This is a genomic window from Bradyrhizobium sp. 159 (assembly GCF_023073795.1).
Classification (GTDB): Bacteria; Pseudomonadota; Alphaproteobacteria; order Rhizobiales; family Xanthobacteraceae; genus Bradyrhizobium.
Map to the genome: position 1 here is coordinate 339,014 of NZ_JADPKE010000114.1, position 23,606 is coordinate 362,619.

The window sequence follows — 23,606 nt, forward strand, 5'->3', positions numbered from 1 at the left end:
GCCTCATGCGGCGCAGAACAGGCAGTTTCTATCAGGGAGAACGCGCTGTCGCGGGGAACGCCTATGCGCATTCTGATCGTCGACGATCATCCCATCGTCGCCTCCGGCTGCCGTGCCGTGCTGGCCGACGCGGGCGAGATCGAGATTTTGGAGGCTGCCGACGCCGAAGACGGCGAGTGCGTGTTCATCGTCGAACGCCCCGACCTCTGCATCATCGACATCAACCTGCCGACCGTGTCCGGCTTCGAGCTCGCGCGCCGCATCCTCGAGCGCGCGCCCGAGGCCCGCATCATCATGTTCAGCATGAACGACGATCCCGCCTTCGCCGCGCGCGCGATCGAATGCGGCGCCAAGGGCTACGTCTCCAAAACCGGCGACCCCGACGACCTCGTCGAGGCGATCCGCGCCGTCGGCAGCGGCGGCACGTACCTCCCGAGCGCGATCGCGCGCAGCATTGCCTTTGCGGGACCGGCGCTGGCGCAAAGCCCGCTGTCGAAGCTGAACGCACGCGAGATGGAGATCCTGCGGCTGCTCAGCGCCGGAAAAAGTCTGTCCGAGATCGCCTGGCTGGTGCAATCGTCCTACAAGACGGTGGCCAATACGTCCTCGATCATGCGCCAGAAGCTGGGCGTGAAGACCTCGGTCGAGCTGGTGCGGCTGGCGATCGACAGCGGCGTTGCCTGACATCGCCACAATTTCGGTCACACAAGCGTTGCAATCTTGATGTGGCGAGATGCCATGGAGCTTTGCATGACGATACAGACTGTCTCGACGAACAAATCCTATGGCGGCGTCCAGGGCGTCTATCGCCACGCAAGCCAGACGACCGGATCGGACATGACGTTCTCGGTCTATATTCCACCGCACGCGGACGGCGCCAAGCTGCCCGTGGTCTGGTATCTCTCCGGGCTCACCTGCACGCATGCCAACGTCACCGAAAAGGGCGAATTCCGCAAAGCCTGCGCCGAGCTCGGCCTGATCTTCGTCGCGCCCGATACCAGTCCGCGCGGGACCGACGTGCCGGGTGATGCCAACAACGCCTACGATTTCGGCCTGGGCGCCGGCTTCTACGTCGACGCGACGCAAGAGCCGTTCTCCCGCAACTATCGCATGTGGAGCTACGTGACCGACGAGCTGCCGAAGCTGGTGGCGGCGAATTTTCCGGTCGACGCCAAGCGGCAATCAGTGATGGGCCATTCGATGGGCGGCCACGGTGCGCTGACGGTGGCTCTGCGCAATCCGCACCGTTTTCGCGCGTCAAGCGCTTTCGCCCCGATCGTGGCGCCCTCGCTCGTGCCCTGGGGCATCAAGGCGCTGACCGGCTATCTCGGGCCGAACAAGGACGCCTGGCGCAGCCACGACACGGTGGCGCTAATCGAGGACGGCGCGAAGTTTTCGGGCTTCCTGGTCGATATCGGCGAGGCCGACAATTTCCTGAAAGAGCAGCTCAAGCCGGAACTGCTCGAAGCCGCCTGCACCAAGGCGAGTATCCCGCTGACGCTGCGGCGTCAGGCAGGCTATGACCACAGCTATTATTTCATCTCGACCTTCATGAGCGATCATCTGCACTGGCACGCGGAAAGATTGACGGCGTGATCCTTCTTGCCTCCCCTGGAGGGGAGGGTCGCCTCGCGTCGAGCGAAGCGAGAGGTGAAGCGGGGTGGGGTGATCTCTCCACTCGGGCACCGCCTCAAGGGAGAGACTGTCACCCCACCCCGCTCGCGCTCCGCGCGATCAACCCTCCCCTCCCAGGGGAGGGTAAGAGCCCCTACCCCGGCTTGCCGTAATTCGGTGCCAGCAACCGGTTGCGGATCAGATAGCTCATCGTGCGCGTCCAGGCTTCGTCGCTGTTGCCGCGCATGTCGGCGCTGGCGACCGTGATCACGTTGCCGGTCTTCACGTCGCGCAGATAGATGTTCAGATTGATGATCAGGTTCGAGACCTTCTGCACCATGCCGGTGATTTCTAAGTCGGCGCCGAGCTGCCCGGCGAGCTTAAGGTCGCAGCCGCCGCAGGCCTGCAGGTTGGCGTGACGGGCGGCATCCCTGATTGGCGCGATGTCGAGCAGCTGGAACTTGCCTGAGTCAGCCAGTTCCTTGCGCAGCTGCTCGCCGATGCGCTCCAGCCGCGCCTCTTCAAGCTTCGAGCCGTAGAACTCGCCGGGCAGGCTGGTGTCGATCAGCTCGAAATCGAACACCGCGAGTTTCGGCGGATCGGCGAACGCGGCCGATCCCGTCAACAGTAGTGCGGCGAGACATAGCAGCGCTCGCACGATCGTGATTCCAGTCCCCGCGCCTGCGAGGACGAAATGCGGGGTTGCATGCCCTGACAAATTGGTCATGCTTTAGCAGAGACAATTCTCCACCAGCGGTCAAGCCGGGGGGAACGCCTGGAGGAAACATGATCCGATGGTTGGTCGGCCTGATCGGCTTGGGTGTTGCCGCGGCGAGTGCGCTCGCGGCCGACCCTGTCATGATCGGCGTCGGCTATCTCGGCGTCGCCGGCACCAGATCGACGCTGTCGCTGGTCGAGCAGCCCGCGGAGAATGACGGCATCGCCGGCGCCCGCCTCGCCATCGAGGACAACAACACCACGGGGAAATTCCTCAACCAGCGTTTCACGCTGGAGGAGCGCCGCATCGGGGAAGGCGAGGACGTGGTGCAGGCTGCGACCGCGCTCGCCGAGAAGAACGGCTTCATCATCGCGGACCTGCCGGCCGATGCGCTGCTGAAAGTCTCGGACGCCCTGCGCGATCGCGGCACGCTGCTGTTCAATGCAGGCGCAATCGACGAGCGGCTGCGCGAGGCCGATTGCCGCGCCAACGTCATCCACACCGCACCGACGCGCGCGATGCTGGCGGATGCGCTCGGCCAATATCTGGTGTGGAAGCAGTGGAAGCGCTGGCTGCTCGTGGTCGGCTCGCATGAGGAGGACAAGCTGTTCGCCGATGCGCTCAGGCGCACCGCGACGCGGTTCGGCGCCAAGATCGTGCAGGAGCGCACGTTTGAAGACAAAGGCGGCGCGCGGCGCACCGACTCGGGCGTGACGCTGATCCAGCGCCAGATGCCGGTGTTCACGCAACAGGCGCCGGCCTATGACGTGCTCGTTGTCGCCGACGAGAGCGAGGTGTTCGGCGCGTACCTTCCCTATCGCACCTGGGATCCGCGGCCCGTCGCGGGCTCGGCCGGTCTCGTGCCGCGCAGCTGGGACGCGGCGCAGGATCAATGGGGCGCGATCCAGATGCAGAACCGCTTCGTCAAGCTGAACTCGCGGCGCATGACCGCGCTCGACATGCAGGCCTGGACCGCGGTGCGCATGATCGGCGAAGCCACCTCGCGCACCAATTCCGGCGAGGTCAAGAAAGTCGCCGATTTCATCAAGGGCCCGGATTTCTCGGTCGCCGCCTTCAAGGGGACGCGGCTCACCCTGCGCGACTGGAATCTCCAGCTTCGCCAGCCGATCCTGCTGGTCGACGGCCGCATGGTGGTGTCGGTCTCGCCGCAGGAGGGATTCCTGCACCAGGTCTCCGAGCTCGACACGCTCGGCTACGACCGTCCGGAGAGCAAATGCAAGCTGAAGTGAGCAATTTGAGATGAGTTCGATCCTCCACTGCGACGACGCTGCGCCCCCTCCCCCGCCTGCGGGGGAAGGTTGGGGAGAGGGTGTCTCAGTAAGGAAGACTCCCCAAAAGGAGCGAGCCCTCTCCCGCATCGCATCTGTCGATGCGATACGGCCTCCCCCGCAAGCGGGGGAGGTGAAGGCAGCCCGCGCACAACCTCAGCGCATCGAAGAGCAACGTCCCTTGCATACGCTGATGTTGTCCCTCTCGCTGTTTGCCGGACTAGCGCTTGCCACCGCGCCCGCGCATGCGTTCATCGCCTATGTCTCGAACGAGAAAAGCAACACGGTGTCTGTGATCGACACCGACAGCTGGACCGTGACCAAGACCATCAAGGTCGGCCAGCGTCCACGCGGCATCGATTTCACCCGTGACGGCAAGTTCGTGATGGTCGCGGTCGGCGACGACGACACCATCCAGGTGATCGACGCCAAGACGCAAAGCGTGGTGGACAGCTTGCCCTCCGGGCCCGACCCGGAATTGTTCGCCCAGGATGCCGCGGGGAAAATCCTCTACGTCGCCAACGAGAACGACAACACGGTGACCGTGATCGACCTCGAGAAGCGCGCCCGGCTCGGCGACATCCAGGTCGGCGTCGAGCCCGAGGGCATGACCATCAGCCCCGATGGCAAGACGCTGATCAACACGTCCGAGACGACCAACATGGCGCATTTCATCGACACATCGTCGCGCCAGATCGTCGCCAACGTGCTGGTCGATGCGCGGCCGCGCTTTGCCGAATTCAAGCATGACAGCTCGGAAGTGTGGGTCTCCTCCGAGATCGGCGGCACCGTCTCGATCATCGATCCCAACAAGCATGAGGTGATCGGCAAGGTCACCTTCGAGATCCCGGGCTTGCGGAAAGAGGCGATCCAGCCGGTCGGCATCGGCATGACCAAGGACGACAAGACCGCCTTCATCGCGCTCGGCCCCGCCAACCGCATCGCCGTGGTCGACGTCGCGACCCGCAAGGTGCTGAAATATTTGCTGGTGGGGCAGCGGGTCTGGCACATGGCGTTCACGCCGGATGAAAAATACCTGCTCACCACCAACGGCGTGTCGAATGACGTCTCCGTCATCGACGTCGCCGCGCAAAAGGTGATCAAGACCATTCAGGTGGGCGAACTGCCCTGGGGCATCACGATCGCGCCATGACCAGCCCTGCCCCCATCGCCGAACCGCGTGAGACGCCGAGGCTGGAATTGGCCGCAGTGCCGGCGCTATCGATCGACAGCGTCAGCCATTCTTACGGGCCGCGGCGGGCGCTGACCGACGTCTCATTCAACGTGCAGCCCGCGAGCTTCACCGCGCTGCTCGGCCTCAACGGTGCCGGCAAGAGCACGCTGTTCTCGCTGATCACGCGCCTGTTCGGCATCCAGGCTGGCCGTGTCGCCATCTTCGGTTACGACATCAGCAAAACTCCAGGCGAGGCGCTGCGGCTGCTCGGTGTCGTGTTCCAGCCGCGTACGCTCGATCTCGACCTCTCGCTGACGCAGAACCTGCTCTATCACGCCGCGCTTCACGGCATCAGCCGGCGTGAGGCGGCTTCACGTAGCGCCGAGCTGCTCGGGCGCATCGGACTCTCCGAGCGCGCCGGCAGCAAGGTGCGCGATCTCTCGGGCGGGCAGATGCGGCGACTGGAGATCGCACGGGCACTGCTGCACCGGCCGCGGCTGCTGTTGCTGGACGAGCCGACCGTCGGCCTCGATGTCAAGGCGCGCGCCGATATCATCGGCCATGTCCGCCAGCTCGTGACCGAGCAAGGCATCGGCGTGCTCTGGGCGACGCATCTGTTCGACGAGGTCATGCCCAATGACGATCTCGTGGTGCTGCACCAGGGCAAGGTGCTGGCGCAGGGGCCGATGAGCCGCGTCGTCACGGAAGTCGGTGCGCAGGACGTCAACACCGCCTTCATGCGCCTGACCGGCGCGCAAGCGATGCCGGGAGGCATCGCATGAGCAGCATCACAACCCGCGAGGCGCCGCGCGGCTTCTCGTTCGCGGAGTACATGACCTGCCTCACCGGCATCGTCTGGCGCGAAGGCCTGCGCTTCCTGCATCAGCGCGAGCGCTTCGTCTCGGCGCTGGTGCGGCCATTGGTGTGGCTGTTCATCTTCGCCGCCGGCTTCCGTCAGGTGCTCGGCATCTCCATCGTCCCGCCCTACGAGACTTACATCCTCTACGAGGTCTATATCGCGCCCGGCTTGATGGCGATGATCCAGCTCTTCAACGGCATGCAGTCCTCGCTGTCGATGGTCTATGACCGCGAGATGGGCAACATGCGTACGCTGCTGGTCAGTCCGCTGCCGCGCGGCTTCCTCTTGTTCTGCAAGCTGCTGGCGGGCACCGCGGTGTCGCTGCTCCAGGTCTATGCGTTCCTCTTGATCGCCTGGTTTTGGGACATCACGCCGCCACCCTCGGGCTATCTCACCGTCCTGCCGGCGCTGATCCTGTCCGGCCTGATGCTGGGCTCACTCGGCATGCTGATCTCCTCCGGCATCAAGCAGCTGGAAAACTTCGCCGGAGTGATGAATTTTGTCATTTTCCCGATGTTCTTCGCCTCCTCCGCGCTCTACCCGCTCTGGCGGGTCCAGGAGGGCAGCCCTTATCTGTATTACCTCTGCGAGGCCAATCCGTTCACTCATGCGGTCGAGCTGATACGATTTGCGCTGTACGGACAGATCAACTGGGTCTCGCTGGCGGTGGTCGCAATCTGCACAATCGTGTTCATGATTGGTGCGATTTTCGCCTATGATCCGTCACGCGGGCTGGCGCGACGGGGGCCTGCAGGAGGCGAAGGATGAGGGTTCTGGTCCTGGCGGTCATGGCGATTGTGCTGTCGGGCACGGCCGTGCGCGCGGCCGATCCGCGCTATCCCGACTGGCCCTGCACCCAAGCCAAGGTGCCGGAGATTTCGCTCGCGGCCGTCTGGGCCGGCCCGCCGCTCGACGACGTGCAGAACAAATGGAAGGACGATGCCAAGGTCAGCGCGCTGGTCGCAAAGCTGTCGGCGCGCAAGACGCCGCTCGACGAGGCCGAGAAGTTGGTTAAGGAGTTTCTGGCCGCCTCCGCGTCGGACAAGACGGCGAACGCCAAGCTGCTGTTCGCCGGCCTGTTCGACACGCTTAACGCCCAGCGCTCCCAGGTGATGAATGGGCTCGAACGCGTCAGCCGCAAGCAGCGCGAAGCCGCCGACAAGATCCGCGAGGAAACGCTGGCGCTCCAGGCGCTCCAGGGCGTAACGCCCCGCGACGATGCCAAGATCGAGGCGCTCAGCAACGAACTGATCTGGAAGACCCGTATCTTCGAGGATCGTCACAAAGTGGTGCGATTCGTCTGCGAGGTTCCGACCACGATCGACCAGCGCCTGTTCGCGCTCGGGCGCGTGATCCAGCAGGAAATGGAATAGCGTCAGGCTCGCTGACAGCTCACCAAAGTTCCCGCGACATCGCCGCGATCATTAACCTTCCGCCGCGCTATCTGGCGGAACCAAATCGCTCTAGGATGTCTTGTCGAAGTCAATCCAGGACATCCAATCCAAGACATCGGGAGGCCTCGATGGGAACAACGAAATTCATCTTCGCGAGCGTTGCGGTCATCACCATGTTCGCATCCAGCGCCTTTGCCGACGATCTGACCGGAATGATCACGCGGATCGATCGGCTCAACGGCACTATCTCGATCCAGCAGACGCAGAAGGGCACGGTCGGCGCCAGCTCAGGCAGCGCCGGCGCGCTCCAGGAGTACAAGGCAAAGGACGCCGCGATGCTCGATGCCGTTCATGCCGGCGATAGGGTGACCTATACCGCCACCGAGACCAACGGCACGGGCACGCTGACGAAGTTGCAGAAGCAGTAGGTGCGGTCTTCGCCTTCACTTCTCCAAGGTGCGACACAGCGTCATGGGCGGGCTTGTCCCGGCCATCCACGTCTAAGCCACGCGGAACGAAGAACGTGGATGTCCCGGCGCCACGCCGAAGCCCGCTTCGCTTCGGCCGCGCAGGCGGGACAAGTCCCGGCATAATTGTCTGTCGTTACTGCTCCGGGCGCGGCTCCGGCTGCGCGTCCTCGGTCGGGAGTTTTGCGCCCTCCCAGCCGTCGGTGCCGTCAGGGTACCAGGCGATGTTGGAGTAGCCATACGCCAGCGCGCGTTTGGCGGCGTTCCAGGACATCCAGCAATCGGCCAGGCAATAGATCACGAGTAGCGCGGCCTTGTCGCCGCGCGAGGCACGCGCGAGGCCGCGCTGCAGGTAATCGTCCACGGCCGGCGGCAACGCGCCGTAGCCGGTGTCCGGCAGCCACAGGCTGCCGGGAATGTTCCTGCGCGGTGCATCTCGCCACACGGTGCCTGCGGGAAGATTCTTCGGCTTCGGCGGCCGCGGCATCACGTCGACGAAGGCTCCGCTCTTCGCCCGCCAGATCGCCTCGGCTTCCGCCGTCGTCAGCACGCGGGCGCCGGCGAGCGTCGCGGGCACCGGCGCGCGGTAATTGTCGGTGCGGTAGCCTTCAGGCTCGAACGGCTCCTGCTGCTGCGGCAATGCCGGCCCTGTCAGAATAGTGGCGAGCAGCGCAACGGCAAGATGCCGTTTCATGGCGTCTTCTTGGCCGTCTCCGCGCCGAGCGGCCGATCGTTCTCATCCAAAAGAGGTACGCCGAAGTCGAGCAGGATCTTGTTGATCTCGCCCTGGTTCTCCTGGATCAGCTTGTTGAGCTGCCGCTTCCAGTTCTGATCGGCCGGGCGCACGCCCATGCCGATGCGATAGACCAGCTTCGGCCCGGTGGTTTCTTTGACCAATGGCGTAACGTGAAGCGAAGCGCCGGCCTTTTTCGCATAATAGCCGGCCATCGGGCCCCATAGCACGCCAGCGTCGATCTTGCCGGCGGCGAGGTCGTCGATCATGGCCTGCGCCGAATTGTCGAAGCGGGTGTCGATCATCAGCGGATAGGGCTTTGCATCGCCCATCAGACCGGCTATCGCCATGTTGGTCGCCGGCGGCGTGCCAGCGACGATGCCGACATGCTTGCCCTTCAGCCGCGCGTCCTCCAGCGTATCGACGTCCTCGAGTCCGCTGCCGGCCTTGGCGACCAGCGCATAGGTCGTGCGGTAATAGGGATTGGTGCCCTGAACGAGGTCGTCGCCCTGCGGGAAGCCCATGATAACGTCGCAGCGATGCGCACCCAGCGTCATGCGCACGAAGCCGGTGGCCTGCGGGAAGAAGACGTAGTCGAGCTTCTTCTGGAGCTTGTCCGCCAAGAACTCGGCGAGCTTGTTCTCGAACCCCTCGCCCTTCTCGTTCGAGAACGGCAAATTGCGCGGGTCGGCGCAGACGCGCAGCACCTTCGGATCGACCAATTCGAAGGAGAGATCGCCGGTCTCGTTGGTCTGCGCGATCGCAGCATCGCCGAACGCGCAGGACGCCAGCAGGATCCACAGTGAAAACAACCAGCGACGATGTCGTCCGGCCTCCGTCATCGCGCTTCCTCCTCGTTTTGTTTGAATGTTATCCATGCAACGCATGACGCGCCATGTTTGCCAGCTTTGTGTTGGTTTTGCTTTGTTGCAGCGCAACGCAGCAAACACTCTGAACTGAGGCGGAAAAGTGTCTCACATCGCTTCAACGATCGCAGTCCTGTTCCTGCTGGGGTCCGTCACGCTAGCACGCGCCGGAGCATCCGAATTGCCTGTGAGCGAAGTCGCGCCGGGAATCTTCGTACACTCCGGGACCATCGCCCTGATGACCCGCGAAAACGAGGGCGACATCGCCAACGTCGGCTTCATCGTGGGCGGGGATGCGGTGGCTGTGATCGATACCGGCGGGAGCTACCGCGAAGGCAAGGCGCTGCTGGCGGCCGTGCGGGCGAAGACGCCCAAGCCGATCCGCTACGTCATCAACACCCACGGCCATCCCGATCATGTTTTCGGCAATGCGGCCTTCGCCGATGGAAACACCATCTTCGTCGGCCATCACAAGCTTCCCCAGGCGCTCGCGACGCGCGGGCCTTTCTATCTCGACAATTTCCGCCGCATCATGGGCAATGAGCTGATGGATCCCGTGAAGATCATTGCCCCTACCCTGCTCGTTTCGGACACGACGACGCTCGATCTCGGGTCGCGCCGGCTGACCCTGCGGGCCTGGCCGGCCGCGCACAGCGACAATGATCTGACTGTGTTCGATGAGACGACCAAAACCTTGTTCGCAGGCGATCTCGTGTTTCTCCGCCACATTCCGGTCATGGACGGCAGCATCCGCGGCTGGCTAGACACGTTGAAGGGATTGGAGGCCGTTCCGGCGCTACGCGTCGTTCCTGGTCACGGCCCCGTGAGCGACTGGCCTGCCGCACTGACCGATGAGCGGCGCTACCTGTCAACGCTGCTGTCCGACGTCCGCGCCCTGAACAAGAAGGGCGAGCCGATCCGAACCGCCGCCGACAAGGCCGCCGGGTCGGAACGGCCGCGCTGGGCGTTATTCGAGGACTACAACGCCCGCAACGCAACCGCAGCATTTTCAGAAATTGAATGGGAGTAGCGGGCGCGCTACGATGGGCGAAACGCCCGCAGGACCATGACCATGTTGGGATGCACACGCCGCCTGGCCTTGACCGCCGTACTGCTTGGCATCGCATTCGCGATGCCGGTACAGGCGGAAGAGGCCGACGACCCCTGGCCGGGCCTGGTGCAGGACATCTTCAGTAACCGTCCGATGAACGACGGCAGCACCGTCATCGGCATCGAAATGCCCTATCGTGCCGAGGATGCGGCCATCGTGCCGGTCACGCTGCGCAGCAAGCTGTCGCCCGGCGATGGGCGCCGCATCCGTTCGATCACGCTGGTGATCGACCGCAATCCCGCTCCGATGGCGGCGAAGTTCGAACTCGGACCGGATGCCAATGTCACGGAGATCTCGACGCGCGTGCGCGTCAACAATTACACCGACGTGCATGCGGTCGCCGAGCTCAGCGACGGCCAGCTCTATGTCTCCAAGGTCTATGTCAAGGCCTCTGGCGGTTGCTCTGCGCCGGCGGCAAAGAACGTCGAGGAGGCCAAGAACCGTCTCGGCCAGATGCACTACCGGCAATTCGCGCGCGAGGACGCGCGGGCGAGCCGCGTCCGCGAGGCGCAGATCATGATCGGCCACCCCAACAATTCGGGCCTGCAGATGGACCAGGTCACGCAGCTCTATATCCCGGCCTTCTTCATCAACCAGCTCAAGCTGACGCAGGACGACAGCCCGGTGCTGTCGATGGAAGGCGGTATCTCGATCTCGGAAGATCCCAATCTGCGCTTCACCTACGTCTCCAACGGCGCCAAGCGCTTTCGCGCGGAGGCGAAGGACACGGACGGGCACGTGTTCCGCAATGAGTGGGACGTGGAGAAGCCGGGGACGTAAGGCGAGGAGCACCCTCCCCTGGAGGGGTCCGAGACGAGCGTAGCTCGCCCGTGGGTCGGCTCACATGGAGCGCAGCGGAATGTGAGACGGGGTGGGGTGACGGTCTCTCCACACCCAACAGTGCCCGAGTGGAGAGATCACCGCACCCGGCTCGCGCTGCGCGCGATCGACCCTCCCCCTCCAAGGGCTACCAGATTCACACATCTCGAAAATGGAATCATCTTCAATGAGTTAGCAAAAGCCAGGTTTGGACGCTCACGCGCTGCAGAATCGAGACAAGTGACTCGGATGACTCACTTTTTGGGCTTAATCGGCGAATGGCTCCGACAGAGATGTGTGAATACGGTAGCCCTCCAGGGGAGGGTGACATCGCCGCACAACTCAAAAACACCTCACCTCGGCTTCAGCCTGCGCGCGCCGGAGATCATTCACGGCCGAGTTCGCCTGCTCCGAGGTGCGGAACTGAACGCCGAGATTGCCACGCACCTGCGACATGCTGAGCGCGGTCTCTGCTGTCACGTAGCGCTCATAGGGCACGATCGAGGCGACTACGTCGATCGAACACGAACATTGCTCGATCGCTGACCGCGTCTCGCCATTGGCCTTCATGCAGCCATAGACGTACTCCGCGCGCGCCGATGTCGGGTAATCATTGGCGTCCTCGGCCTGCGCCGCGCACGCGGTCACCGTCAATACCGTCAATGAGGCGACAATCGGTCGTAGCTGTCCCGCCAGTTTCATACGCATCCTCCCGCTGGTTGCGACCAAAGCTATGCTATGCGTATTGTCCTGAAAAGCACTCCGTCAGAGGAAGCGGCTCACAAGGTGATGAGAGCACGTGGTGTGATAAGAGTACTCGGTCGAACATTGGTGCTCGCAGTGACACTGGCGTCGACGCTGGCCGTACCCGGCCGCGCCGCCGAGATCATCCGCCTTGCGGTGCAGAAAACCGGAACATTCTCCTGGGAGCTGGCCGCGATCCGCGCGAACGGTCTGGACAAGGAGGCCGACCTCTCGCTGGAGGTCACCGAGCTCGCGAGCACGGAAGCGGGCAAGATCGCGATGCGCGCAGGCGGCGCCGATATCATCCTGTCGGACTGGCTGTGGGTGTCGCGCGAGCGCGCGCTCGGCGCCAAGCTCACTTTCTATCCCTATTCCAGCGCGCTCGGCGCGGTGATGGTGCCGGCGGCTTCTCCGATCAAGACGCTCGCCGACCTCAGGGGACGCAAGCTCGCGATCGCCGGCGGAGCGATCGACAAGAGCTGGCTGCTGCTCCAGGCCCGCATGAGGCAGGATGGCATCGACCTGAAGTCTGCGGCGATCATCGTCTATGGCGCACCACCCCTGATCGCCGCCAAGGCGCTCGACGGCGAGATGGATGCGAGCCTCAATTTCTGGAATTTCTGCGCGCAGCTCGAGGCCAAGGGCTTTCGCCGCCTCGCCGGCATCGAGGACATCCTGCCAAAACTCGGCGCCAAGGGCCCGGTCGCCGCGGTCGGCTATGTCTTCGACGAGAGCTGGGCGGCAAGCCATCGTGACGCCATCGCGCGCTTCATCGCAATGACCCGAAAGGCCAAAGAGCTGCTGGTGACCTCGGACGCGGCCTGGGACAAGATCGCGCCGCTCACCGGTACCGCCGATCCGGTCCTGCTCAAGACCTACCGCGACCGCTATCGCGACGGCATCCCGCGCCGGAGCGTTGCCGACGAGGAGGCGGATGCGCGCGTGCTCTACCGCGTGCTCGCCGAGATCGGTGGCCGCGATCTCGTCGGGCCCGCGGCCGAGCTCGATCCCGGCACCTTCTATCACGCAGTCCCCGGAGACTGAGGTGCTGCGTCTTGTCTCGTCTGTCCTGTTCCTCGCAATCTGGTGGATCGCCGCGCTGTTCGTCGGCGGCGCAAAGCTGCCCTCCCCGCCTGCCGTGCTCGAGGTGATGATCGCGGAAGCCGCGAGCGGCGCATTGTTCCTGCATCTCGGCGTCACGCTGGCCCGCGTCACACTCGCCTTCGTGCTGGCAATGTCGCTCGGCAGCGCCATCGGCTATCTGATGGGACGGGTGAAGCTTGCCGACCGGCTCGGCGATCCCTGGCTGATCTTGCTGCTCAATTTGCCGGCCTTGGTCGTGATTGTGCTGGCCTATATCTGGGCTGGCCTGACTGAAGCCGCCGCGATCGCAGCGATCGCCATCAACAAGCTGCCGACCGCCATCGTCACCTTGCGCGAGGGCACCCGCGCGCTCGACCGCTCGCTCGACGAGATGGCGAGCGTGTTCGCGATGCCGCGCTGGCGCGCCTTCCGCCACGTCGTGCTGCCGCAACTTGCGCCCTATATCGCAGCCTCCGCGCGCTCCGGATTGTCTCTGGTATGGAAGATCGTGCTGGTCGCCGAGCTTTTGGGCCGCCCGAATGGCGTCGGCTTCGAGATCGGCGTCGCTTTCCAGCTATTCGACACGCCGCGGCTGCTCGCCTATTCGCTGACCTTCGCCGCCGTTGTGCTCGTCATCGAAACCTTGCTGGTGCAGCCGTTCGAAGCCCGCGCAACACGGTGGCGGCCCCGTGCGGCTTGAGGTCGAGATCACAGGCAAGACGTTCAGGAGTGCCGCGGGCGGAACGCACGAGGTGCTGGCGCCGGTCAAATTCGCGCTTCAATCCGGCGAGGTCGGCGTGCTGATCGGCCCCTCCGGCTGCGGCAAGAGCACGATGCTGCGCATCATCCTCGGGCTCGATCATGAATTTCAGGGTCGCATCGCGCGGCCGCCGAAGGCGCGGATCGGCATGGTGTTCCAGGAGCCGCGGCTGCTGCCGTGGCGCTCGGTCGAGCAGAACGTGCGCTTGGCTGCGCCCGGTGTGACCGAGGCCAAATTATCCGAGCTTTTCAGGATCCTGGAGCTTCAGGCGCATCGCGACCATTTCCCCGGCGAGTTGTCGCTGGGCCTTGCCCGGCGCGTGGCGCTGGCCCGCGCCTTCGCGGTCGAGCCCGATCTGCTGGTGCTCGACGAGCCCCTCGCCTCGCTCGACGACGCGCTCGCCGGCCGCCTGCGCGACGAGATCGCAACGCTGGTGGCGAGCCGTCCGGTGATGACGCTGCTCGTCACCCATAGCATCGACGATGCGATCCGGCTCGGCGACCGACTGCTCTTCCTGTCGCCCAGGCCGGCGCGCATCGTGCAGGAGGTGCCGATCGCGATCCCGCGAGCGGAGCGCAGCGAAACCGATCTCGGCAGGATCAAGGCCGAGCTTACGGCGCTGCAGCTTGAATCGAAATGAACACTCGTGGTCAACTGAGCCGAACAAGGACCGCCCAGGGAGGGTTCACGATGCGACGTCACCTGATTGCGATCGGCATCCTGTTGGTCGCGATGCCGGGCGCGGCGCTCGCGCAGACCAAAGGCAAGGGCATCCGGCTCTGGAATCTCACAACGGAGACGATCTCCGGCTTCCAGCTCGCTCCCGCCGGCAGGACCGACTGGGGTCCGAACCAATGCTTGAACGACAAGGACAAGGAGGTCGACCACGACGAGCGGCTGCGCATCACTGGCGTCGAGCCGGGCCGCTATGATGCCAAGGTCAGCTATGCCAATTCACGGCAGTGCATCGTCCGCGACATCGAGATCAGGGCGGATGCGGTGTTCTCGATCGCCGACAAGGATCTGAAGGACTGCTCCAAATAGCGAGGCCGGCTTACGCCTTGTCGTTCGGGTGCGGATATTCGCAGCGCCATCGCACCGCATGCCACTTCGGATGCTCGCCGACCCATTGCGCGATATAGGGCGGCGCAGCCATCGCGCATTGCCGTGGCGACCCGGAATAGTTGAACACCAGATGCTGCTCCTCGCAGGTCGCGGGCGAGAGCACCGCACACACAGTCACCACCAGGTCAATCGGGTTCATGCCGGGATCCTCTCGCAAAGGGGCGATGGAGACTAGCACGAAAGGTTACGTGCCAAGGAGCGGGAAGTTTCAATCCGGCGTGAGAGAAAATGGGGCTGCTTTCCCTCTCCGCCCGGGCGGACAGAGGGGAACATGGGCGCGTTAAAAGTTAACGCCGAACACAACCCTCGCCTGGTGACGCTCGAAATTGACGAGGTCGAGATTGGCGGATGATCCGGCTGGACGTCCCCAGGCCTGCATGCTCCAGCTCAACGTCAGCCGCGAGCGCTCGGAGAGCTGAAAATAGGCGGTGGGGCCGACGAACAGGGCGTGGCCCGAAAACTCGCCGAGGCCGATGCCGTCGTATTGCCGGAAATAGCGCATCTCCCCGCCGAGCAGCACGTTGGGCCGCACGCGCACCATGCCGGCAAACGCCGCCCCGATCGTCGAGCTCTTCTCGGACAGTCCGGCCATCTCGAAGCGCGCCCATTCCGGCTGATAGATCAGATTGAGCGCGGCGATGGCGAAGTTCGGAACGAGCTCGCGGTCGAACGCAAGCGTGAAATCGGTGCCGTACATCCGTCCCTTCGCGCCGCTGGTCTCGTCGATGCGGTCGCCATGGAGCTCGGCGGCGACAGTCAGGCCGAACGGCGCATGCGCGCGGTCGAGCAGACGATAACGCAAATCGAGCGAGGCGCCCTGGAAGTTGAACTGGCGGCGATCGTCGATGTCGGGGACGCCGGTGATGTCGTGCAAGCTGGCGGTACCGCCGACCTCAATACGCAAGTTCGGCAGCGGCACCACCTCGATCTCGACCTCCTGCGTGAGCGCGCGATAGGTCCCACCGCCCTTGCCAAATCGTCCCGTCGTCTCGCTCTGGAATTCGCGCTCGCCGACGCTGCCGACATCGGAGCCGATCATGAAGCCGAAGATGTGCTCGGTATCAAAGCCTTCTTCGGCGCTGACGCATACAGGTAGAAGCGCGACTGTGCAGGCAGCTATGGTCCAGAAGGGATTGGCTCTCGCGCGCATTCCTGACACTACCACGGCTTCGACGGCGTTTGCCATCGAAGCCGCGGCAGGTCGTCAGTCTTACTTGCGCGAAGCGCAGGCGTACATGTTGATTTCCATGCCGACCGGCACTTCCACGATCTTCGGAGCTTTCCAAGCCATTCGGGGTCTCCCAAGGTATTGAGCGCGACATCGCGCGGGGCAAAACCTAGGGCTGGGTCCCCTGTAGTTCAAGCGCCGAATCGGTGTTCGGATGCGTCTCTGTCGATTCTTCGCGGCGGCATTTCTCTCTCGGGCAAAGCCAGTTCTCTCTTGGTCAATTACAGATCTTGGGGACATCGCCCTGCGCGACACACCGCGCCTCGAATCGACACCAACAGTGCCGCGTCGTCAGCAGTCCTTACCTGCCGTTTGCGTGTTGGGCTTAGCACCTTCCGCCCGCTCCGCCGCAGTTGGCTGGCTCTGCATCTGCCGCTGCGCATCTTCGGACGAGGCAGCTGCGCCGCCGCTGGCACGATTCATCGTGCTGGTCGGCGGATGCTGACCCGTTTCGCTGGACGAACTCTGCGACTGCGCCGAGCCCACGGTGACTGGACCGGAACCGGCATCCTTGTCAGTGCTGGCGCTGCCTGTGTTGCACGGGCCGGCCATGGCGACACCCGCGCTCAACGTCAGGATCGCGCAGGCAGCAAAAACGGAACGTTTCGTGTTCATCTGCTTCTCCTCTTCTCCCGCCGCGCTGCCCCGGCGCGGAGCAGGACATCGCGAAGAGAACAGGCCGAATAGCCCGATGTTCCGGGCTTCCGATCGGAATTAAGCTCCTGCCGGGGCGGACCTCAGCGCAGCAGCCGCAGCAGCGCGCGGCCGGCCCGCGCGTTCAGCTCTTTCGCATCGAGCGTCCCGTCCTTGTCCGGATTGGCCGCATTGAAGCGCTGCTCCACCACGGACAGGTATTCGTCGAGCGTAAGCGTCCCATCGCGATCAGGATCGGCAGCGGCGAGTTCTTTCGCCGACAACCGTCCCCGCAACTCGCGGGCGTCGAGCGTGCCGTCGTGATCGGGGTCGAGCTTGGCGAACAATGCGCTGGCCGCCTTCTTCACCTCGGCGAGATCGAGCGTTCCGTCATTGTCGGTATCGAACATCTTGACCGCGTTGCCGGATGCCGCGAGGGCCGGACCGGACAGCAATGCAATCGTGAGCGCAAGCGCGACTGAGTGATGTGACATCATCGAAACCTCCTGAGAACCTCAATTCGAGCGGGATCGAAATGAGATAAGTCCACAAATGGGACCCTGTTCAAGCCGGAAATTGCAACCTGCGCGCGCCACGACTCGTGGAAGCGGGCCGCGCCGACCCGGCCCGCTTGCGGCCCAACGCTTCGCGTCGCGGAATTTTTCCAGCGCCTGCGCACAAGTGGGTGCTGGGCTGTCAGGTCTCCGTCAGGTCACCGGCATCCGGCGCCAGCATATCGGCGCCGGACTTGCGACTTTCGTATTGACGCGTTTTGTATTCGGGCGGAGTGTTGCACCTGCAGCGTCAAAAGGCGCGCACATTGGGAGGAACGGATGAAACGCTTTGCGATGGCCGCGAGCCTCGTCATGCTTGCATCGACTTGTGCAAGCGCACAGACCACCGAGCAACTGGTCAAGGGCGCGACCGATACATCGAATGTTCTCAATTACGGAATGGGCTACAATCTGCAGCGTTTCTCGACGCTGAACCAGATCAATAAGGACACCGTCAAGAACCTCGTCCCGGTCTGGAACTACTCTTTCAACGATGATCGCAGCGAGGAATCGCAGCCGCTGGTGTACCAGGGCGTGATCTACGTGACCTCGCACAATGCGACCATGGCGGTGGACGCCAAGACCGGCAAGCAGATCTGGAAAACCAAGGTCGAGTATCCCGCCGAGACGCCGCGCATCGTCTGCTGCGGCATCATCAATCGCGGCGCCGCGCTCTACGACAGCAAGGTATACCGCACCACCCTCGACGCCAACGTGATCGCGCTGGACGCCAAGACCGGCAAGGAGTTGTGGCGGCAGAAGGCTGCCGACATCAAGGAAGGCTATTCGATGACGGTGGCTCCGCTGGTCGCCGACGGCGTCGTCATCACCGGCATCTCAGGCGCCGAATTCGGCACGCGCGGCTTCATCGACGGCTGGGATCCGGCGACGGGCAAGCATCTCTGGCGCACCCATTCGATCCCTTCCCCTGACGAGCCCGGCGGCGACACTTGGAAGGGCGACACCTGGAAGCTCGGCGGCGGCTCGACCTGGATCACCGGGTCCTACGATCCCGAGCTGAACACCGTTTATTGGGGCATCGGCAATCCCGGCCCGTTCAATTCGGCGGTCCGCCCCGGCGACAATCTCTACACCTGCTCCGTGCTGGCGATGGATGCGAAGACCGGCAAGATCAAGTGGCACTACCAGTTCTCGCCGAATAATCCGTTCGACTATGACAGCGTGGCCGAGATGGTGCTCGCCGACATGAACGTCGAGGGCAAGCCGACCAAGGTGCTGATGGACGCCAACCGCAACGGCTTCTTCTACGTGCTCGACCGCACCAACGGCAAGCTGCTCGCGGCCAACCCCTACGTGAAGGTCAACTGGGCCACCGGAATCGATATGAAGACCGGACGTCCGATCGAGACCGACATTTCGAAGGACGCGCGCGACGGCAAGAAGGTCACCGTCTATCCGTCGATCCTCGGCGGCAAGAACTGGGAGCCGATGTCGTTCAATCCGCAGACCGGCCTGGCCTATGCCAACACGCTCGCCTTCGGCGGCAGGTACAAGACCGAGCCCGTCACCTTCAAGCAGGGCGAATGGTATCTCGGCATGGATCTGACCGATCTCTGGGAGTACGGAGACGGCCCGCGCGGTCATCTCAAGGCGATCGATCCCCTGACCGGCAAGGCGAAGTGGGAGGCACCTGTCGACATCCCGCGCTTCTCCGGCGTGCTGTCGACCGCAGGCGGCGTCGTGTTCACGGGCGCGCTGACCGGCGAGTTCGAGGCCTTCGATGCCGACACCGGCAAGAAGCTCTGGCAGTTCCAGACCGGCTCCGGCATCGAGGGGCAGCCGGTGACCTGGCAGCAGGACGGCGTGCAGTACGTCGCAGTGACAAGCGGCTATGGCGGCGTCTACTCGCTGTTTTCCGGCGACGAACGACTGGCGCAGATTCCGCCCGGCGGCTCGCTGTGGGTTTTTGCGGTCAAGCAATAACCACGACACGATGCTGAAGCAGATATCTCACAAGACGGCGGCGATGTTCGCCGCCGTCGCGGTGTTGACGGTCGCGCTTGCGGCGACCGTTCGCGCCGCGGACGATGCAACCGGCAATCCGCTGCAGGCGCAGATCGACCACGGCAAGTCGACCTATGCCGAAAAATGCTCGCACTGCCACGGCCCGAACCTGATGAACTCCGGCACTATTACGCCGGACCTGCGGGCCATTCCCGACGACAAGACGCGCTTCGTCACCACGGTGAAGAATGGCAAGAACAACAAGATGCCGCCCTGGGGCGACATCCTTAGCGACGACCAGATCGGAGACCTCTGGGCCTTCATCTCGAGCCGGAGGAAGCCATGAGGGGTCGGCTCGCCGCGTGGAGCGTTGCCGCGATCCTCGCGGCGGTGCCTACGGTCGCGCACGCGGCGGAGGATCCGCTGAAGGTCTGTCTCGACGAGGACCGGCCGCCGCTCTCGGTGCATCAAAAGGGCAAGCCCGATGCGGGCTTCGACGTGCTGCTGGCGCAGGCGATCGCGGAACGGCTGGGACGACCGCTGACGATCCAATGGTTCGAGAGCAAGCTCGATGAGGATTCCAGCCCACAGCTCGAGGCCAATGCGCTGCTCTCGGACGGGCGCTGCGCACTGGTCGGCGGCTACGCACTGACGCAGGACTCGCTCGTCAAGCCCGGCATGAAGACGGCGCGCCTGCCGGATTTCGCCGGCGCCACGCGTGACGACCGGCGCCGCCGCGTCGCGCTCGGCGTGCTCGCGCCGAGCCGGCCTTACCTCTATTCGCCGATGACGGTGGTGCTCGGGCCGAAGGCGAAGGGCCGCAAGATCGGCGACATCGGCGATCTCGTCGGGCTTCGCCTGGTCATCGAAAGCGGCTCGCTCGGCGATGCCATCCTGATGACCTTCGACAAGGGGCGCTTGATCGACAACATCACCCATCTCGTACCCGGCCGCGACGACCTGCTCGGCGCGCTCCAGCGCGGCGATCATGACGCGACGCTGATCGACCTTGCACGCTTCGACGCCCATCGCGCCGCGCACCCCGATACGGGGCTCACCGCATCCGGCTACTATTATCCTATTGGCGTCAATCGCGGCTATGTCGGGCTTGCCAACAATCCCGCGCTGATCGAGGCCGTCGACACCGCGCTTGGCCAGCTTGCTGCCGAAGGCAAGATCGCCGAATTCGGCAAGCAGGCCGGCCTCACCTATCTGCCGCCGCGCGAGCCTGCGATCCTCGGCGATGTCTGGATGAAGATCATTCAGCGGTGATTGCCCGTTATTCCGGCGTCCGAACGGCGGGCCCGCAATCCATCTCTCGGCAGTGCAGCCCGATGGATTCCAGGCCGGCGAGCCGCGCTCGCATCAGGAACGACTGGTGATGCGACCAATGCGCCAATCTGTCTCGGCTGTCGCGGATGGCAGAGACGATCCGATGCAGTACCCTCAATGAAATTGCTGGAGGGAATCATGTCCGCAAAGCTCGATCGCCGCCACTTCGTCGCCGCCGGCGCCAGCGCACTCGCGATGCCTCTCATCTCGCGCGGCGCCTCGGCCCAAGCTGCATGGCCGTCGCGGCAGATACGCATGATTTGCAGCTATCCCGCCGGTGGACAGACCGATCTGCTGGCGCGCGCCTATGGCGAATTCATCGCCAGGCAGATCGGCAAGACCGTCGTCATCGAGAACAAGCCCGGCGCCTCCGGCGCAATCGGCACGGCGGAGGTCGCCCGCGCCGAGCCCGACGGCCACACCGTGCTATGCTCGATCTCGACAACCTACATCATGAACCGGGTGGTGATGAAGAATCCCGGCTACGACATGGACAGGGATCTGACCCTCATCAGCGTGATTCCCGGCGCCGGCCTGTTGCTGGTCGCGAACCCCAAAACCGGCATCAAGACGCTGGAGGATTTCGTCGCCTTCGCGCGCAAGAGCGGCAAGGTGAATTTCGGCACCTACAGCGCGGGATCGGCCCCGCACATGACGATCAACGAGCTCAACAAGCAATACGGTCTCTCCATCGAGCCGGTGCACTACCGCGGCGAAGCCCCGATGTGGACCGGCATGCTGGAAGGCACGCTCGAGGCCGCGATGGGCAGCTATACGGCGGCGCAATCGGTCCTGCAAAGCGACCGCGGCACCGTGTTCGCGGTGCATTCGAAGAAGGTCGACGCGATCCCGACCGTGAAGACGCTCCCCGATCAGGGCGCGACGTCGAAATTCTTCACCGTGAGCGGCTTCACCGGCTGGTCGGTGCCGAAGGCGACGCCGCAGCCGGTCGTCGACCGGCTGGCCGAGCTCTGCGTCGCGGCCAACAACGATCCGAAGGTGAAGGAGGTTCTCGCGACCTTCGTGCTCGAACCGGCCCTCGGATTCAAGGAAACCAATGCGCTGTATCAGCGCGAATTGCCGGTCTGGATCGAGAGCGCAAAGTCGCTCGGCCTCGAGCCGGCCTGAATGGGAGGCAAGGCGCGGTCGCGCTCATGGCGCTGGCGTCCGACCAAAGCCTAGTGTCGGAAATACACTTTCGCGCTATGATTGTGCGGCGCCAGCTCGCCGGCGCGAACGAGAAGGGCCGATCCCATGACACCGGATGGCGTCGCCGTAGCCGTCATGATCATCCTGCTCTTTCCGACGGGCTATTTCACGTTGGCTTCGCCCGCCTTCCTGCTGGTGAAGCTGGATATTGCGCCCGTCGCGCAGCTGCTGCGCGGAATGTTCAATGCCCACTTTCTGGTGATGCGTGTTGCCGGAATCATCGGAACGATAGCCTTCCTGCTCGACGGTCGCCTGGTCGCCGCGGCGGGCGTTGGTCTGCTTGCAGCCTTGGCGATCTGGGGACGCCGCAGGTTCCTGCAACGCATGGACGACCAGCTCAGCGCGACGGAAGCCGGCGATACCGAGGCCCCGCGTCGGCTGCGCCGGCTGCATTGGAGCGGAATGCTGGCGAACGCGGTGCTGCTTGCCGTTCTCTTGGCCAGCATTCCCTATATCGCCGTGTCGGCTTGACAGACGTCGCCTCACGGCCGGCACAACATTGCCGGCGACGGGGCCGCAGCGCGCCTAATGCTCGCCCGAACTCGCGGTGCCCTGCTGCGCCTTGTGGATCGAGGACGGCACCACGCCAAAGTATTTCCGGAACACGCGGCTGAAATGCGATGAGCTGGAGAAGCCCCAGGAGAACGCAACGTCCGTGATGGTCTTGCCGGCGTGGGCCTCGAGCTCCTGACGGCAGTTCTGCAGGCGGGCCTGCCAGATGTAGTCGCTCACCGTGGTGCCGCGCTCGGAGAACAGCATGTGCAGATAGCGCTTGGAGCAGCCGAGCTCGGCCGAGATCTGGTCGATGCACAGATCCGGATCGCGCAGATGCTCGCGAATGAAGAACTGAGCCCGCACATACATCGCCTCGGGCCCGACACGGTCCAACATCGTGTCGGCCTCGCGCAGCGGCAGCAGCAGGAGGTCGATCAGTGAATCTGCAACGCCGACCGCGCTGTTCGCCGACAGCTTTGCCGCCTCGTCGAAAGTCGCGTGAACGAAATCATGGGCGATCCGCCCCGTCCCGGTCTTCGCCGATAATTTGCACGCCGGCATCCGCTGCGAGGGAAAGCCGCGGTCGCGCAGCAGTGCCTTGGGCACGATCACCACGTCGTGACGCGTGAAGGCCGGGCTGATGATCGAATGCGGGCAGGAGACGTCGTAGGCGATGATGTCGCCAGGGTTGATTTCGATGTGGCGGCCTTCTTGCTCGAAATACGACACGCCGTAGGTCTGGAAATGGATCTTGATGTAGGGGTGTTCATTGGCCTTGGCACGCGCCAGCGTGTGCGCGATGCGATGCTGGCTCACCTCGATCTGGCAGAGCTTCAGGCGCGAGACGGTGGTGTAGTCGATCCGACCTTCAAGCGAGGACGCCTCCAGCGGATCGACGTCGAAATGGCCGCACAGGCTCGTCAGACCATCGATCCAGCTCTGGATCTGCCGCTTCGGCGTCAGCCCGGTCGTCGAGAGCGTGTGAATTGTGTCGGACATTAATCCAGCCACTGGTTTGATCCGGAGATTCGACGCGAATCGCGACCAGCGCTGCGGAGCCCTCAGCCGTGATTGCGTGACGTTTACCTCAAACTTGGGCGGTCTTTTGGAACTGCGCCTCCGTTCCATTGCCACCTTTGAAACTTAATCCTCCGCCTTAGTTGCAGCGCCGTCAAGGGGAACCTAGGCGCAGACGGCGGCGCGGGCCCGCGCGGAAACCGCTGAATTCGCTACTGCAAAATCAAAATCTTCGCGCCCGTGCGCTGTCGAGCAAACCGGCTTCTCTCTTGGGCAAGTTTCCCGTTGACGAAGTCGTTAGGGATTGCGGCAGGAACAACAAGAACGGGCCGCTCCTGCACGCGGACCCGTGGCTCTCATCAGGAGGAGGAAACAGTACAGCATCGTTTCTGGTCTCGATCGTGACCGCCCTGCACG

General features: G+C 63.9%; 29 protein-coding genes. 19 read left to right on the plus strand and 10 right to left on the minus strand.

Features of this window, described 5'->3' with window-relative positions; genetic code table 11:
* Positions 1–63: 63 nt before the first annotated feature.
* On the plus strand, positions 64–684 hold the full coding sequence (locus IVA96_RS34775; protein ID WP_247280509.1) for a response regulator transcription factor: 621 nt from the start codon (positions 64–66) through the stop codon (positions 682–684).
* A 66-nt stretch (positions 685–750) separates the two neighbouring features.
* Entirely contained in the window at positions 751–1,596 is an 846-nt protein-coding gene (gene fghA, locus IVA96_RS34780) for an S-formylglutathione hydrolase (protein WP_247422245.1), read from the plus strand.
* Between the two features lie 172 nt (positions 1,597–1,768).
* Here fghA and IVA96_RS34785 read toward each other — a convergent pair whose 3' ends face one another.
* The gene (locus tag IVA96_RS34785) at positions 1,769–2,341 is read right to left on the minus strand and encodes a DUF3280 domain-containing protein (protein ID WP_247422247.1); all 573 of its coding nucleotides are present in this window, start codon (positions 2,339–2,341) and stop codon (positions 1,769–1,771) included.
* A gap of 59 nt (positions 2,342–2,400) precedes the next feature.
* Here IVA96_RS34785 and IVA96_RS34790 point away from each other — a divergent pair, with 59 nt between their 5' ends.
* The 6 genes from IVA96_RS34790 to IVA96_RS34815 all read left to right on the plus strand — a co-directional run bounded on the left by IVA96_RS34790 (position 2,401) and on the right by IVA96_RS34815 (position 7,476).
* Entirely contained in the window at positions 2,401–3,582 is a 1,182-nt protein-coding gene (locus IVA96_RS34790) for an ABC transporter substrate-binding protein (RefSeq protein WP_247422257.1), read from the plus strand.
* A 232-nt stretch (positions 3,583–3,814) separates the two neighbouring features.
* A complete protein-coding gene (locus IVA96_RS34795; protein WP_247422258.1) occupies positions 3,815–4,774 on the plus strand; it encodes a YVTN family beta-propeller repeat protein in 960 nt (319 codons plus the stop codon).
* Positions 4,771–5,577, plus strand: a complete 807-nt coding sequence (locus tag IVA96_RS34800; protein WP_247422260.1) for an ABC transporter ATP-binding protein — start codon at positions 4,771–4,773, stop codon at positions 5,575–5,577. The genes IVA96_RS34795 and IVA96_RS34800 overlap by 4 nt, the downstream gene beginning before the upstream one ends.
* Positions 5,574–6,422: an ABC transporter permease gene (locus tag IVA96_RS34805; RefSeq protein ID WP_247422261.1), complete on the plus strand. Its 849-nt coding sequence runs from the start codon at positions 5,574–5,576 to the stop codon at positions 6,420–6,422. Before IVA96_RS34800 ends, IVA96_RS34805 begins: the two co-directional genes overlap by 4 nt.
* A complete protein-coding gene (locus IVA96_RS34810; protein WP_247422263.1) occupies positions 6,419–7,027 on the plus strand; it encodes a hypothetical protein in 609 nt (202 codons plus the stop codon). Before IVA96_RS34805 ends, IVA96_RS34810 begins: the two co-directional genes overlap by 4 nt.
* Positions 7,028–7,176: 149 nt before the next feature.
* The gene (locus tag IVA96_RS34815; protein ID WP_247280501.1) at positions 7,177–7,476 is read left to right on the plus strand and encodes a copper-binding protein; all 300 of its coding nucleotides are present in this window, start codon (positions 7,177–7,179) and stop codon (positions 7,474–7,476) included.
* A 175-nt stretch (positions 7,477–7,651) separates the two neighbouring features.
* Here the strand turns inward: IVA96_RS34815 and IVA96_RS34820 are convergent, their stop codons facing one another.
* Positions 7,652–8,209: a PQQ-dependent catabolism-associated CXXCW motif protein gene (locus IVA96_RS34820; RefSeq protein WP_247422265.1), complete on the minus strand. Its 558-nt coding sequence runs from the start codon at positions 8,207–8,209 to the stop codon at positions 7,652–7,654.
* Positions 8,206–9,090: a substrate-binding domain-containing protein gene (locus IVA96_RS34825; RefSeq protein WP_247422267.1), complete on the minus strand. Its 885-nt coding sequence runs from the start codon at positions 9,088–9,090 to the stop codon at positions 8,206–8,208. Before IVA96_RS34825 ends, IVA96_RS34820 begins: the two co-directional genes overlap by 4 nt.
* 127 nt (positions 9,091–9,217) lie before the next feature.
* On the opposite strand from IVA96_RS34825, the gene IVA96_RS34830 reads away from it, so the two are divergent.
* Both IVA96_RS34830 and IVA96_RS34835 read left to right on the plus strand, forming a co-directional pair.
* On the plus strand, positions 9,218–10,144 hold the full coding sequence (locus IVA96_RS34830) for a quinoprotein relay system zinc metallohydrolase 2 (protein ID WP_247422269.1): 927 nt from the start codon (positions 9,218–9,220) through the stop codon (positions 10,142–10,144).
* A gap of 42 nt (positions 10,145–10,186) precedes the next feature.
* On the plus strand, positions 10,187–11,005 hold the full coding sequence (locus IVA96_RS34835; protein ID WP_247422271.1) for a quinoprotein dehydrogenase-associated SoxYZ-like carrier: 819 nt from the start codon (positions 10,187–10,189) through the stop codon (positions 11,003–11,005).
* 381 nt (positions 11,006–11,386) lie between these two features.
* Here the strand turns inward: IVA96_RS34835 and IVA96_RS34840 are convergent, their stop codons facing one another.
* The gene (locus IVA96_RS34840) at positions 11,387–11,746 is read right to left on the minus strand and encodes a hypothetical protein (protein ID WP_247422274.1); all 360 of its coding nucleotides are present in this window, start codon (positions 11,744–11,746) and stop codon (positions 11,387–11,389) included.
* A gap of 87 nt (positions 11,747–11,833) precedes the next feature.
* Here IVA96_RS34840 and IVA96_RS34845 point away from each other — a divergent pair, with 87 nt between their 5' ends.
* The 4 genes from IVA96_RS34845 to IVA96_RS34860 are packed head-to-tail and all read left to right on the plus strand — an operon-like array spanning position 11,834 to position 14,675.
* Positions 11,834–12,832, plus strand: coding sequence for an ABC transporter substrate-binding protein (locus IVA96_RS34845; protein WP_247422390.1), 999 nt, complete (start codon positions 11,834–11,836; stop codon positions 12,830–12,832).
* Between the two features lies 1 nt (position 12,833).
* Entirely contained in the window at positions 12,834–13,571 is a 738-nt protein-coding gene (locus IVA96_RS34850; RefSeq protein ID WP_247280494.1) for an ABC transporter permease subunit, read from the plus strand.
* On the plus strand, positions 13,561–14,271 hold the full coding sequence (locus IVA96_RS34855; RefSeq protein ID WP_247422275.1) for an ABC transporter ATP-binding protein: 711 nt from the start codon (positions 13,561–13,563) through the stop codon (positions 14,269–14,271). Before IVA96_RS34850 ends, IVA96_RS34855 begins: the two co-directional genes overlap by 11 nt.
* Positions 14,272–14,321: 50 nt before the next feature.
* Positions 14,322–14,675 (plus strand): hypothetical protein, encoded by a 354-nt coding sequence (locus IVA96_RS34860; protein ID WP_247422277.1) that lies wholly within the window; start codon positions 14,322–14,324, stop codon positions 14,673–14,675.
* Between the two features lie 10 nt (positions 14,676–14,685).
* Here the strand turns inward: IVA96_RS34860 and IVA96_RS34865 are convergent, their stop codons facing one another.
* The 5 genes from IVA96_RS34865 to IVA96_RS34885 all read right to left on the minus strand — a co-directional run bounded on the left by IVA96_RS34865 (position 14,686) and on the right by IVA96_RS34885 (position 17,114).
* The gene (locus IVA96_RS34865) at positions 14,686–14,895 is read right to left on the minus strand and encodes a hypothetical protein (protein WP_130211758.1); all 210 of its coding nucleotides are present in this window, start codon (positions 14,893–14,895) and stop codon (positions 14,686–14,688) included.
* A gap of 141 nt (positions 14,896–15,036) precedes the next feature.
* On the minus strand, positions 15,037–15,942 hold the full coding sequence (locus IVA96_RS34870; protein WP_247422279.1) for a hypothetical protein: 906 nt from the start codon (positions 15,940–15,942) through the stop codon (positions 15,037–15,039).
* Between the two features lie 24 nt (positions 15,943–15,966).
* Entirely contained in the window at positions 15,967–16,047 is an 81-nt protein-coding gene (gene pqqA, locus IVA96_RS34875; protein ID WP_008562446.1) for a pyrroloquinoline quinone precursor peptide PqqA, read from the minus strand.
* Positions 16,048–16,275: 228 nt separating this feature from the next.
* Positions 16,276–16,599, minus strand: a complete 324-nt coding sequence (locus IVA96_RS34880) for a hypothetical protein (protein ID WP_247422281.1) — start codon at positions 16,597–16,599, stop codon at positions 16,276–16,278.
* Positions 16,600–16,721: 122 nt separating this feature from the next.
* Complete coding sequence (locus IVA96_RS34885) at positions 16,722–17,114, minus strand: calcium-binding protein (protein WP_247422283.1); 393 nt, start codon at positions 17,112–17,114, stop codon at positions 16,722–16,724.
* A 336-nt stretch (positions 17,115–17,450) separates the two neighbouring features.
* On the opposite strand from IVA96_RS34885, the gene IVA96_RS34890 reads away from it, so the two are divergent.
* The 5 genes from IVA96_RS34890 to IVA96_RS34910 all read left to right on the plus strand — a co-directional run bounded on the left by IVA96_RS34890 (position 17,451) and on the right by IVA96_RS34910 (position 22,148).
* Positions 17,451–19,115: a methanol/ethanol family PQQ-dependent dehydrogenase gene (locus tag IVA96_RS34890; protein ID WP_247422285.1), complete on the plus strand. Its 1,665-nt coding sequence runs from the start codon at positions 17,451–17,453 to the stop codon at positions 19,113–19,115.
* 10 nt (positions 19,116–19,125) lie between these two features.
* A complete protein-coding gene (locus IVA96_RS34895; RefSeq protein WP_247337253.1) occupies positions 19,126–19,482 on the plus strand; it encodes a cytochrome c in 357 nt (118 codons plus the stop codon).
* The gene (locus tag IVA96_RS34900) at positions 19,479–20,408 is read left to right on the plus strand and encodes a transporter substrate-binding domain-containing protein (protein ID WP_247422287.1); all 930 of its coding nucleotides are present in this window, start codon (positions 19,479–19,481) and stop codon (positions 20,406–20,408) included. Before IVA96_RS34895 ends, IVA96_RS34900 begins: the two co-directional genes overlap by 4 nt.
* Positions 20,409–20,606: 198 nt before the next feature.
* Positions 20,607–21,596 (plus strand): tripartite tricarboxylate transporter substrate binding protein, encoded by a 990-nt coding sequence (locus IVA96_RS34905; RefSeq protein ID WP_247422288.1) that lies wholly within the window; start codon positions 20,607–20,609, stop codon positions 21,594–21,596.
* 126 nt (positions 21,597–21,722) lie between these two features.
* Positions 21,723–22,148, plus strand: a complete 426-nt coding sequence (locus tag IVA96_RS34910; protein ID WP_247422289.1) for a hypothetical protein — start codon at positions 21,723–21,725, stop codon at positions 22,146–22,148.
* A 54-nt stretch (positions 22,149–22,202) separates the two neighbouring features.
* On the opposite strand, the gene IVA96_RS34915 is transcribed toward IVA96_RS34910, so the two are convergent.
* Entirely contained in the window at positions 22,203–23,171 is a 969-nt protein-coding gene (locus IVA96_RS34915) for a helix-turn-helix domain-containing protein (RefSeq protein ID WP_247280483.1), read from the minus strand.
* Positions 23,172–23,606 lie beyond the last annotated feature (435 nt).